Source organism: Pontixanthobacter rizhaonensis, from assembly GCF_012972675.1.
Lineage (GTDB): Bacteria > Pseudomonadota > Alphaproteobacteria > Sphingomonadales > Sphingomonadaceae > Pontixanthobacter > Pontixanthobacter rizhaonensis.
Genome location: NZ_JABCRE010000003.1, coordinates 826,980 through 839,843, shown reverse-complemented (window position 1 = coordinate 839,843; position 12,864 = coordinate 826,980). Strand labels below are relative to the sequence as shown.

The window sequence follows — 12,864 nt, the reverse complement described above, 5'->3', positions numbered from 1 at the left end:
ACCAGTGAAAAATTCGGACCATTTCAGAGGCTTGATGCGCCGAACCAGTAATAAGGTATTTCACTGGCCCGGCGCATTTTGAGGTAGTGGTTATGCGGGCATAGCGAGGCTTTCGGTCATTGATCGCTGAAGTTCGTCTGCATAAACCTGCAAGTCCGCACTAGCACTGTGATCAGGTCGGCGACGCAGAAATCCCGCGATGAGGGCAATAGCGCCGGGTGCGAACCGCAAACCGGAAATGCCCTGCGCGGTCAGCCATGCGATCTTTGCAATAGCCAGCAGAAGCGTATCAAGCTCCACATGATCGCGCAGCTCAGCCCATTCCTCCGGCGTCTTCGGCAGAGATACGACCGGTTTGGCAGCCACAAGTTCCTGCGGCACTCCAACGCGCAGCAAAACCTGAGACAGATGCGACCAGGTCCGTCCCCCGCCCTTCAGCATCAGCCCCAGATCGAGATGCGGGCGCGGACCGCGTCGGCCAGGCTGATCGATAAGCTGAGGTGGCAGCCGTAGCCGCTCTCCCATACTTGAGAGCAACAGCACTGGTATGTCGGTTGCCAGGCCGCCAAAGGTGAGGATTGGCTTTTCCTCGTTTATGCGAAGATGGTCGAACAGCTCCGAGACTACAGCCTGTTCGTCGCCCCAATCATATTGGGTCCAGCTTGATACTGCGCCGGTTGAAACGCGCCCCTCATCGTCCACGGCAAATTCAAAGCACGCGGCGGCCATCACGCGCTTTACGGCCGTCGCATGGTGCTTCGATTTGCTGTCGATGCTGCGATGCGCCTCATGGAGATGTTCATCCCACGCAAATTCGAGATCGGTGCTCAGATATGTTTTAGTCATTTCACTATTTTCCTTTCAGCCAGAATTGGCCAAAATCCTCTCAAATCAGAATTGAATGGGCCGGGCCCGTTCAAGCGCATGCCAGGCCTGATACGCAGCAAGCATGGCGCGATGCTGCGGATCCTCGCTGAGAACACCGGTGAGCCACGCAAGCCAGATGGCCTGCGCACGCTGCGGTGTCCGCGCTGCCGTCAGACCTTCGTCAGCATCAGGCGGGGCCAGTTCGATATCGTATGATCTACCGATAACAGACAGCGCGCGTTCGCTGGCAGAGATGTAATGGGCACGGCGATGGCGATGGTGGTCGCGAATGGGGAACGCATTTCGCTCTGCCCGGGTCAGACGATCATCATCCGGCAGCAATGCCAGCCTGTGAAGGTCCGGGCCGATATTTGTCAGGCAATCCGTGCGGCGATCTACCAGCGAGTGCATATCGGCGGTAGGGCCAAGCAAATCGTCAGACCGGTAGGAAAAGTGATGACGCTCGAACGCGACATCATCGCCCGAGCCGAGCGAGACCTTGAACGCGCCGATCGCGCGGATGGGCTGGACCCCGTCCGGGCATTGCTGGCGATACATGACCGCAAATGACACGGCGGACTGCGGATGGGAGTAGTGGTTCATATTCGATATCCCGAAACGCAGAGCGGGCGGTCATCGCAATGATGCCGCCCGCTCTGCTGGGTTGGATTTGGATGTAAGGAGGGTGTCCGCCGTATTCGGCAGGATTGCCCGAAAGTTGGTCAGCCGATGGCAGCTGCCAGTCTCGCTTGCCCGCGCTTGATCGACCGTTCGATCCTGGCCGAGGGCGAGCAAGATTTTCGAAACAGCTGATGCTGATAGTTCAGGGCGAAGATGCTGCGGCAGTCCCCGGAAACAAGGACAAGCGCCTTGTCATCCCGCAGGCTGGCTGCATGGGCCGGTGCGATTTCAACTCCGTCCGGCGTCCGGAAGAATACCAGAAGCAAGGCAGGCGTCTTGCTATCAGGGCCTTTCCACATGCCCATGACCATATCGCGGCTGCTCTCTTCAGCCAGGCAGGCAAGTCCCGTGAAGGTCCTGTCGGAGACCCCGTCCACTGCGCCGAAAAGCGATGCACTGGGCAAACAGATATTTTCCTTGACGCCCATTTCCCTGTGCAGGGCGCGCATCATTGCTTCGCGCGGACTGATGTCCGCGTTCAAAATCGTATTCATTCGATGTTCCTTGATTTTTAGTGACGACCTGATCGGTCGGAGCAGCTTTTTTCGTTCCCACGGACTGCTCAATCTCACCTTAGATTTGGACGCCCGGGCGGCCTTTCGAGCCGCCCGTCTCTCTTCAATCCTACCGCTGGTAACGTGTGTGCCATGTGATGTCCGAAATACGCAGACGCGCGTTCGGCATGGTCTCTTCAACCCAAATGGTTTCGTCGCCGGCCTTGTCCTGGCCAACCTCTACCCACCACGCATTACGGGCAGGGTTCCAGCGGAAGCCTCGCCGCTTCATCTCGCCGCGTTTGCCATAATAGGCGTTGATCACCTCGATCATGGTGGTCGGCTTCGCCGCCTTTTCCAGAACCTTGCCGACAACGGTTTCCCCGTCCGGCAGACGATGTGCCAGCAGGTTCACCAGCGCCTCGACATCAGCAAGCGCGCTGTGCGCCTTGGGAGCAAACAGTCCGATCTGGTTGATCAGATGGCCGAGCTTGGCTCCGTCGAATCCTGCGCCAATCCAGTCGAAATCGTTGAGGCTGCACGCCCACGCGAGGTTCTCGATATCCGGAAGAAAGCGCTCCGCGAATTTTCTGTCGAATCCGCTATTATGCGCAAGCACGACATCAGCTTGTCGCAGCACCTCTGCGAATGCTTCACGCCTGAAGTTTTTACCCGCAACATCGGCATCGGTGATGCCGGTGATCTGTGTGACGCGCTGCGGTATGGGCCGGCCGGGGTCCTGCGTGCCGCACCCTTTTCGCAGCACTCTGGTGATGCATCCGGTTGCGTCCACTTCGATCAGCGCGACGGCCATTTCGATGACCGCATCCTCTTCAGGATCAAATCCCGTGGTTTCGCAATCAATGGCAGCAACAATCGTGGTGGGTTGCACCGGGTTCGATATTTCAGGCCATTCGCCTAGCGGTGTGATCTTGCGCAGGACACGGCGGTCCGGATCGTCATCGCAACTACACTGGCGTTTTTTCGCTGCTGAACTCTCATCTTGTTTCATCATAATCTAGCCTTTCATGACGTCAGCGGACGGAACATTTTCCACCCTTTCACTCACGCCAGGTCAGGCTTCAGCCGATTGCCATTCCTTCATGCCGCCCCTCTGTGAATGCGGCTTTTCCAATTGTGGATTCGTGCGAATTTCTACGTCAGTCTCCGATGCTGCGCTGCTGCCCCTGAAGCTGGGCAAGACGTCTGCGATGAACGGCAGCGTCCCGCTCCATGAGAACCACGTCATCCGGCGGAAGCTGAATTGGCCAGCGTTTGTATTGGGCAGACGCGTCACCTGCGCACTTCTGATGCTCAGGCAGATTTGCATCTTTTGCAGCACGCCATTTGCGATAGAGCTTTTCAGTCTGACGTCTCTGGTCTGAGCGGATCCGCTGGGTCAGAATGCGCAGGAGACCGGTTGCCCGCCACTTCTCGGCACACCTACGGCGTTCCTCATCAGGCATGCGTGCAATGATACTGTCGTCGTCGCCGATATCCTCTTCGCGCACGTATCGCGCGAGCAATGGCGTCAGAATACGCTCCTGCTCGCGCTGCTGTGCGAGACGCTCCGCCATTGAACTCTGGACCGCCGGGTGAAGTATGGCTCCCCAATCAAGCCCGTGCTTCTCAAAGACCGGTGTGAGGGGCACAAACATCCCCCTGTGCGGTTCCTCAACTGCAAAGCGCTCGCCAGCCAGCAGAGCAACAATATGCTGCGGTCCCAAGCCTGACAGCTCGTAGCGCGTCGGAGATGCTCGCCCTGCATCGCCTGACGAGGAAGCGGCATCTGGCGCAGCCGCTTCTGGCTTCGGTATGTTTGTTGGTCCGGCCGATCCAGTCTGTTTTTCATCAGCATTGGTCCCGGTTGCTGCATTCACCGCATGCGCACCGTTTGCCTCACCGTTCCGCCATTCTGAGCGAAATGGATCATCCGTGTTGCCGATACGGGCAGGCGCATCTGTCCCCTCCGTGAAACTACGCACTGACGGTGCGATTTCAGTTTGGCCGCCTGCCGCCACTGCGCCTGTGGGTTTGAGCTCCCGCGCGGCTGCCGGCGAAGCGACATCGCATGGACCCAGCGGCCGAGACGATTGAGCTGGTTCACCTGAATCTGAAACCGGCCGAGCGAATACGCTCGCCCGAATACTCTGGATTTGATCGAGCCCCGCATCATATGAGTGAGGCACAAAATGCCGGCTGGTTTGCAAAATCTGCGCCTGACTTCTGATGGACGCTAGGCGGGCGGCCGACGACCGACTCATCTTCCTTGGCCAGGTCTTTTGAACCAGGCCGCGAGCGGAAGCGGAAATGCCAGCCAGTGATGCGACAACTGGCGCCGCCACACGCTTGGGAGCATCCTCATTTCTTATAGCGACTGCCGATGATGTAATGTTGGCGACTGCGTAAGGAGTAGCCCTACCTGCGGTTACAGGCTGTTGCTTCCGTAGACCGCCATTCGCCAGTTTCTGGATTCGGTGCAGCCGTTCCACAGCTGCCAGGCGCAATGACAGTGGTTTGGTCACGGAAAGGCCCGACGAACCACGTGACCGCAGAATCGAACGCACATCCAGTTTGGTGCCGCGCACGACAGTCCGGATGGACGCTCCATTTCGAACTTGCCGCAGCTTGTTCGCCTGTTCTGCAACGAGCCTGATCGCGTCATACGCCAGTTCTGACACACGGTTCGGTTGGACCGGCCGACGATTCCTAAAGCTTGCCATCAAGACCGAGAGTTTTTGACGTGCAGTTTGATCCAGCTGTCCAGGTTTAGGGCTACCAGCCCGGACTGCTCTGTGTAGCTTTGACATCATGCTATCCAGCGGTGCGCGCGCACCGCTGCGATGAATTTTGGCAGACTTCGCGGCTTGTAATTGTGCTGCGTGTTTCCGGATTTCATGAAGCTGGTGGCCGGCATCGATAATGCCACGGAGCCCTTGCATCTTGCCATGCGCGGCGTTCAGTCTGGTGGCCGTATTTCGCATACCTGTCACTGTGCTATTCAGCTTCTGCACTCCGGCGATTTTGTGAGCGCGCACGGCGGCTTCCTTCACCAGTCCCACAATTTTTTCCTGCATCGCAATCCTGTTCGAGAGGTGCTGAAGCGCGACCGAATGTTCGTTTGCTTCAACCCGGGCATTATTGCGTTCGACAACGCCGACCGGTTCGCCCTTGTCGTGCAGCGCCATGCGTTCCGGTCCGACATGTTCAGTAGCAACGGCGTCGATGCCGCGACGCTGATAGGACTGATGTGTATAGCGTTCCTCGAACCCGGCACGTCGGCATTCCATGTTGATGATGGCGGCGATTTCGGCCCGCATACGAAGTAGCCCCTCAGGCGTGAAAGGCTCGGTCAGCTTCTCCTCGGTGAAGGCCCATTCATGATCGCCAATATGTTCTGCAGGACGCATGGAGGCTGCAAAATGCGGATGAAAGTTGCGCTGTGAACCTTTCGCATCCGGGATGTGATTGGCAGCCATCCAGCCAAGTCCCAAGCGTCCGAAAACCTGGTCACCGATCGCCTGTGTTACCCGCCGGCGCTGTTCGGCATCAAAGAAATACGGGAGCGCTACAGTCATGCGAAACTGGACTTTGGAATTGGCGCGGTAGCCCTCCTCGATCGGTTCCAGCGCTTTCCAGAATGCGGCGCACTCCTCAACTGTCCTGCCGACATTCGACATCGGTTTCGCCAGCTGGATTTCCGGATCCTCCAGTCCGTCTTCCCGGAAGATATATTTGACATGGTCGGCTGCCCGACCGGATCGATATCCTTTCGATTTCTGACCGAGGTATCGCATCCTGACGAAGACGGCGATCCGCCCCCGTCCATCACGTATGGGAGCTTTGTATCTCCGGGCGCCCAATCGCAATGTAGTCGGATTGAGTCTCTTTTCGCGCTTGGGCTGTTTGCGCTCCGGGCTTTTTTCGACTTTCACATGAAAGGTCCGCCCCCAGGCCTTATTGCTTGGATGAAGCCCAAGTTCGCGAAGAATTTTCCGGACCTGCTTACCGTATTCGCGTTCGCCTTTTGCCTCTTTGATGGAACGAAGCCTCGCCGAGCGTTCACGGGCTTTCTCTGCGCTGCGTCCGTCGGACAGCAGGCGCCGCGCGGTGCGGCCATCCTTCATGATCGCGCTCACGCGGCCTGCGGTTGCAGGCATCGATTTTCCGTCGTATTCCAGTCTGATCACGCGAAGCGTCCTTGCCTAAAACAGGGGGTGGGGACTTCGAGCGGGGAGCGGGTGTTGACCATGCAAAGCAAGGGTCAACGTTTCTTGCGCGTCCCCACCCACTGAACCTCACGTCCTGTCGGTTTTTGACGTTCGCATTATTGAGAAATTTTGCGTCTCTAGTGCTGCAACTAAGTCTGCCGAGTACTTTTCACGCAAACTTCGGACGGGGGTTTCGAGAGGCTAGACTACCAAGCCTCTTCATTCGCATAAGGCTCAGAATGGCAGCTATGCGCCCCAATTTCTGTCGTTCAGCGTTAGACTTGCTAATCTCGAAAGCTGCCGCTTATCGAAGTTACGCCAATGATGCGCAGGGGTGCGCTGTGCGACGATTAGATCGTTGGGCGAAAAGGTCGCCGGGCGCTAAGGCTGCAATTGGATTTGCAGTTCGGCGAGTTCCTCGGTCACCATCTCAGTTCCGAGCAGGCTTTGCAGATATTCCAGCAGATCTTCTTGGCGGGGCTGACCGAAAGCCAGTCGATAGACGGTCAGGCTGCGCTTGAGCCATTCGAGCCGTCGGACCTCTCGGCTGAACGGCAGCGAGGGAACGCGGCGCTCGACTTTGACCGGGCCCTCATAGATCCAATAGGGGATGAGGTCGGAATCGATCTCGGTTTCGGCCCTCGCGGCGTCGAACATCGCTTGCCACGGATCATCGGGAACCGGCTCGGCGCCCTGGAGCACGCGGCCCTGACGATGTGCCAGGTTCAAGCGGATTGCGTGGCCCTTGAAGCGGTGAACGCGCCCCTCGCGCTGCTCCAGATCAACCGGGTTGCCGGGCAGATTCCAATGGTAGATCCGGTAGCAATAGGGGTGAAAATCGAGTCCCTCCTGGCCGACCGAGGTCGTCGCCAGCACAAACGGCCGGAAGGGTGAGTTGAAGGCTTCGCGGACGCTGCCGAGGCGCGCCGCGCCGCCTTCCGCGTCTTTGTAATCGGCCAGCCGCATGGCGAAGCGGCCGCGCATCTGGAACTTGTTGATGACCAGCTTCCTTCCTTCGACGATCGGGTCGTCGACATCAATCTGCGAGGGCCGGATGGACAGGGCGTCGAAGATCGCCTTGCTGACACCGGCGACGCGATCGGCCGACGGCCGCGCGCCGAGGCCTTCGGCGTCAACCAGATAGTGGACATATTCGTCGAGGACGGCCTGAAGGTTGTGCTCGACGCCATAGGTGAGCATTCGGTGCCAGTAGCGATCGTCGTCGTCCTTGCGCAGCAACGCAACGGCGTCGTGCTGATTGAACATGGTCCGAAATCCCCAGGCGACCTGATTGGCCGCCATCAGAAGCCGCGGATCATCCCAGTCGAGATCGGGGGCGATGCGGTGCAGCGCGCGCAGTGCGCACACCGCCGGGCTGCCGAGCGAGATGTCGACCAGCAGGTCCACTAGCGTTTCGCTGACCGGACCGAACTGGCGCTCGGTCGCGGCCGTGCGCAGCTCGGCGACATGCTCCTTGAAGCCCTCCTCGTCGCCCAGCATGGCGAAGCCGGAGGGCGACTCCACCCAGGCGACGGATCGCGCACCCGCCATCGCGTCGATGACAGCCGGAGCCGCCCATTCCCAGTCGCGGCCGTCGGCAGCATCTCCGGATCGCTGCGAAAGCGCTTCGACGCTCGTTCGCAGGCGCTCGGCGACGGCTTTCCGCATTTCGTCGGCGGAGAGCCGCTCGGGGTGCTCGGCGAAGATCGCCAGTGGATCGGCAAGCCGCGCCAGAGTCGGGGACGGATAGACCAAGTGCATGGCGCGCAGGCCGACCAGCCGGCCCTGGTTCTGGCGGAACTGGATGGGACGCGGCCGGACATGGCCGAAATAGCGCTGGCCGGCCGCCCCGACTCCCATGCGACGCTCGGCTTCGTAGGAGAGGATCGCCGCGATGGCGTCAGGGACCATCGACCAGGAGGAGAAGATCAGCGCCTTGGTCAGCGGCGGGCCTTGCCGCTCGGGACCGTAATAGGGCAGCGACGGCGAGATCCAGAGATGCTGGTCCAGTCCATCACGAAACAGGTCGTCCATCACGCCCCGCATCCGGCCGTTGGCCGGTTCGAGCGGCTCATAGGCGTCGAGGCGGCTGTGATCGAGCATGGCCGGACGGGCGCGCGCGAGCGCTTCGCGCAGATGTGTGGGCGGGCGGTCGAGATTGTCTCGCAAGAGGCGCTTGAAGGCGTAGTCCCGCATGAAGTTGAGCAGGTAGGGCGCTGACTTCCAGTGTTCGGTGATCTCGGGCGCTTCGAGCGCCCGGGCGACCTCTGAGACGGCGGCCGCCTGACGCAGATCCGCGGGCTGAATTGAGATCGCCATCGGCGGCTCACCGACCATCGAGTCCCGCTCAATCGTGCTCGCCACGCGCTCGGTGCGCGACATGACCTTGCGCAAATGCTGTTCGATGCTGCGCCGCGCCTCGATCGCCTCTGGTCTGGATCCCGGAAGCGCGTAGAGAAAGGCCCGGAACCGCCGCATCTCCCCTTCGAGCGTGGCGGCGACCTGGGGGCCGTTGTTGCGGCCGTAAAGGAAGGACAGGGTCTCCAGAAAGTCGCGATAGTGTTCGCCGTCGTCCGGCTCGTCGCCTGACAGGGTCAGCATCCGGTAGGGTGTGGCCGACAGCAGCAGCGTGCGGGCCGCATGGCCGTTACCGTCGGTGTAGTCGAACAGTTCGCGCGCGAGATCGGCCGCCGGCGTCTCGCCGTGGAGAAGATCGCGGAAGCGCTGAAACTCGTCCATGATGATGAGGTCGGGTTTCAGCACATCGATGCAGGCGTGCGAGAGCTTGGCTCGCAACCGGCCGATAAGCACGTTCCGGCGGTGACCCAGTTCGTAAGGGTAGGAGTCCCGCCGGCGTGGAAAGATGTCGCAGACCGCTTCGAGTTCTTCGAACAGAGCGGCGTCGGCTTCGACGTCGCGGCGGAAGCGGTCGATAATCCGCTGGTCGACGCCGTCCAGCGTCAGGTCGCGGACCGCAAAGTTCCAGCCGTCGACGCCGGCGCTGACCTGGAGCAGGTTGTGCAGCCCGCGCGGTCGCGAGACCCGGTCTTCCAGCAGCCGCAGGAGCAGGGCGCGCTCGCGGATGACGCCGGTCGTGGACCGCAGGTCGAAGGTGGTGCCCGGCGTCAGACTGATGAAGTTCACCTTGTTGGCGTCGAGGCCCTGGTCGCCGCGCACCTGAAGCGGGATCAGTGTCATGCGCGTCGGCAGTGCCAGCTCGCGCCGGTTAAGGACGTTTAGGCGGTTGAGGTTCTGCGCGGCGATCGCCTGGTTGGAGCAGATGTATAGGATGTCGATCCGCTCGCTCGTGTCCCAGAGCTTCTCGATCGTCCGCGCGATCACGCCGCGCGCGACCATGGTTTTCCCAAGGCCGACCTCATCGGCGACCAGGAACTGCCGCACTGGATCCTGATCAGCGTAAAGCCGATCAAACACATAGTCGACAGTGCGACGCTGGAACGCCTTGAGCGGCGCGAGGGCCGCGGCGGCCTCGAAACGGCTATCCGCCATGAACGGCGTCCTGGTCCTGGAGCGCGATGCGGAAGGAATCCCACAAAGTGCGGAAATCGTCGGGGATGGGATCGGCGCCGGTGTCGTTGCCTGCCTCCAAGCGGGTCATGAGCCGTTCGATCGCACGGAGGCGTTCGCCGCCGCGGCACAGCGCGCGGACCATGTCTTCGAGCAGCGGCGCATCGTCGGCCGCCGTCGCCCAGGCGCCGGCGCCCGCGCCTTCCTGCGCGGCCAGCGCCGCGCTGAATGGCTCGCCGAGCTCGGAGAGCAGAAGCCGTAAATAGCGGAAGAAGGCGTCGCGGCTGTCGATCGCCCAGCGCAGGATCGCGGCATGGCGCTCGGCGGGAAGCCCATCCATGGTAAGGCCGGTGCTGAACAGCGCGGACGCCTTCTCGGTCTCCTCGACCAGACGAAAGGCGAGGAAGCGGGTCAGGTCGACCATCGGCATCGCACCCAGGTCGACGGGCTCGCCGGAGCGCAGCGCCGATAGGACTTCGCAAGCATGTCCGTCGCCGCGGGTGATCGGCCAGACGGTCAGCGCCCCCACGCCCTTGAGCGGCAGCGGCTCCGATGTCGTCAGCCAGACGCGCCACGGGTGCTCCGCAGCGTCCTCGTCCGCGACTCGCTCGCAGCGTAACCGCAGCGCGCCCCGGCACAGGGCGCGGCGGGCCTCATCAAGCCGCCTCTCGGCGAAGATCACCGCCGGATCGACCGGCTCCAGCTCGCTGGGGACGAAGGAGCGGGTCAGACGCCCGAAGCCCTTCTCGCCCATAATCTGCTCGACGGTGCCGACGCGCGAGCGCTTGCCTTTGAGCGAGGCGAACAGCTCGACATTGTTGCCGGAGAGCAAGGCGGGCCGGGTCGCGTTGCCCGAGCCGACGGTCAGGACCGTATCCCAGCCGATCTCGGCGATGAAGGCCTTGGCATGGAGCCCCTGCAACGCGGTGGCGGACACCTCCTCGCCGTCTTCGCTGGCGGCCATCTCGTCGAGAACGGAGACGCGCTCGAAGTCGGCCAGCGTCTCGGGCTCGACGCAAGCCAGTTGATCGGGCCGACTGATGAGGATCGGCTTCTCCGCGCTCGGCAAGTCCGCCAGGAGGTCGAGTGCGTCGGTATCGCAGAACGGCGAGATGACGCCGAGGCGCGCGCAGCGCGGCGGTTGCCAGATGCTTCCGCCAAAGCCATTTAGCGCGAAGGAAACCTCGTCGAAGCGCTCGGGCGCCGTCCATCGGGCGCGGCGAATGTCCTGCGCGATCTCCTGGGTCAGCGCCCGCGCGTCGTCGGCGATGGGGCCCACGGCGAGGTCGGGCAGGCGGCTGATCAGGTCGAACAACGGTCGGTTGCCGGCGTCGGGGCGGCGCGTCAGCTCGCCGTCGAGGCGCAGCGAGATGTCCCAGCAACGGTCCCGAGTGAGGTTCCGCGAGAGGACGAGAAGCCTCAGCAAGGTGGGATCGCCGGCCCGGGTCGGCCGATACCGCAGAGCCCACATCTTCGGGTGAAAAGCGCCGCCGCGCGGCGCGGCGACCTCGACGATGATTTGTTCGAGCAGCGAGCAAAGCCGCGAACGCGGGCGACTCTGGGCTTGGAGATGTCCAGCGTCGGCAAAGACCACCAAACGTCCGGCGATCCGTTCGGCGCCCTCGAGCAGCGCCAAGGGATGCGAGAGGATGTCCTCGCGGTTCTCGGCGGCGAACAAGGCCAGACTGACTGGCGCCGCCAGCGCGGTTTCGAAATCGAGCGAGAAGGTCGTCGACACAGCGGCGTCGAAGACATAGCCGGGCGGCGGCTGCAGGCTATCGCCGTAGAGCACGCGGGTTTCGGGATCGAGGGTGGTCCTATTCAGCATCGGCGAGATCCTGCAAGTGCGATCGGGCCTGCGCCCATCGGAACGAGAGCCGATCGACACCCGAGGCGCCCGTCCAGCGGTCGCGCACGGTCCGGTTGGCGAAGCGCGACTGGCTGGTCTTGAGCTGTCGCTCGCGGTCCTCGACGAGCCGCGCGGCGGCAGCTTGGCGGTCGCCGACGATTTCACCGGACCGCACCAACTCGAGCCATTGGTCGACAAAGCGCTTGGCCGCCGGACGGATGCGGTGGGCCGGGTGATCGATGACCTGCCAAAAGGTGTCGAGTGACCAGGCGCGGATCGCGGGCATATTTAGGTTAGCGCGCCAGTCCTGCAGCCGCGATTGATAGTCCTCGACCCACTCAGGCTTGGCCCGCAGCTCGCTTAACAGCAGATTGTAGAAGAGCGAGGCACCGTGCATCACGCTGGAAAACAGCTCGCTATGAGCGACCAACGCCCGCGTGTCGTTGGGGAAATCCGCTAGATGCGGATGCTCCCAGATATAGTGGCAATCAGCCGCGTCGCCGCCGGCGCGGGCGAGGAAGGTCAGAAGGCTGCGTGGCTGATTCGCTACCAGCTGGTCGATGATGAACTGTGCTTCCTCGAGCGCGAGGCGAAAGGTCACCGCTTCCAGGAGGTCCGCCGGTCGGGCCGGCAGCGATGACGTCCAAATCTGGAAGGTCTGCGTTTCCGACGTGGCGTTTTCGGTCCTGCGGATTCGTGGCCGGCTACCTTGAAGATGGCTCAGCGAGGAAAAGAGGCTGTCGATCGAGCCGGGAAAGAGGCGGATGCCCCATGCCGAGAGCCCCGCCCAATAGACTGAACTGGGGAGCCTTTGCACGGCCGCGCCGGCGTCGCGGCCGATGATGCCGTTCGATTCTCCACCGGCCTTGAGCGCATTGGCGAGCCGGTTTTCAAGCGCGCGCGCCTCGGCGGTGAGCTGGTCCGGCCCGGCCGCCGACCCTTCCAGCATCTGGAACAGCCAGGGGATGAAGAGCACGTAACGCAGGCGCGTCTGGATTGTGCTGGTTCCAGGGAACAGGTGGTCGGCGATGGAATCACGGATGCCGCCGAGCCCGAGTTCGTCCCGGCTCTCCCGTTCCTGAAACAGCGACATGATCCGCTGCGCGCGCTGGCGCTCGGCCTCGTCGAAATCAATCCAAGCAAGTGACGACATCGGCCCCCGCCATTCTTTCTTCGGGCGCCCCGCGCCGATGTTGAGCCACGCTGCCCAGAACCTTGCCGTCGAGCGCCGGTC

8 protein-coding genes are annotated in these 12,864 nt (G+C 61.9%); all 8 read right to left on the bottom strand.

Features of this window, described 5'->3' with window-relative positions; all coding sequences use genetic code 11:
• Positions 1-90: 90 nt before the first annotated feature.
• Positions 91-846 carry a hypothetical protein gene (locus HKD42_RS11800; protein ID WP_170013581.1) on the bottom strand — a complete coding sequence of 252 codons (756 nt, stop codon included), beginning with the start codon at positions 844-846 and terminating at the stop codon, positions 91-93.
• A gap of 45 nt (positions 847-891) precedes the next feature.
• Positions 892-1,470: a hypothetical protein gene (locus HKD42_RS11795; protein WP_170013579.1), complete on the bottom strand. Its 579-nt coding sequence runs from the start codon at positions 1,468-1,470 to the stop codon at positions 892-894.
• Between the two features lie 119 nt (positions 1,471-1,589).
• Positions 1,590-2,114: a hypothetical protein gene (locus HKD42_RS11790; RefSeq protein WP_170013577.1), complete on the bottom strand. Its 525-nt coding sequence runs from the start codon at positions 2,112-2,114 to the stop codon at positions 1,590-1,592.
• Between the two features lie 58 nt (positions 2,115-2,172).
• Positions 2,173-3,057: a 3'-5' exonuclease gene (locus HKD42_RS11785; RefSeq protein WP_170013575.1), complete on the bottom strand. Its 885-nt coding sequence runs from the start codon at positions 3,055-3,057 to the stop codon at positions 2,173-2,175.
• A 145-nt stretch (positions 3,058-3,202) separates the two neighbouring features.
• On the bottom strand, positions 3,203-6,232 hold the full coding sequence (locus HKD42_RS11780; RefSeq protein ID WP_170013574.1) for a MobA/MobL family protein: 3,030 nt from the start codon (positions 6,230-6,232) through the stop codon (positions 3,203-3,205).
• A 402-nt stretch (positions 6,233-6,634) separates the two neighbouring features.
• On the bottom strand, positions 6,635-9,763 hold the full coding sequence (locus HKD42_RS11775) for a helicase-related protein (RefSeq protein ID WP_170013572.1): 3,129 nt from the start codon (positions 9,761-9,763) through the stop codon (positions 6,635-6,637).
• Positions 9,753-11,609, bottom strand: a complete 1,857-nt coding sequence (locus tag HKD42_RS11770) for a phospholipase D family protein (RefSeq protein WP_170013570.1) — start codon at positions 11,607-11,609, stop codon at positions 9,753-9,755. Before HKD42_RS11770 ends, HKD42_RS11775 begins: the two co-directional genes overlap by 11 nt.
• Positions 11,599-12,783: a DUF6361 family protein gene (locus HKD42_RS11765; RefSeq protein WP_170013568.1), complete on the bottom strand. Its 1,185-nt coding sequence runs from the start codon at positions 12,781-12,783 to the stop codon at positions 11,599-11,601. The genes HKD42_RS11770 and HKD42_RS11765 overlap by 11 nt, the downstream gene beginning before the upstream one ends.
• Positions 12,784-12,864 lie beyond the last annotated feature (81 nt).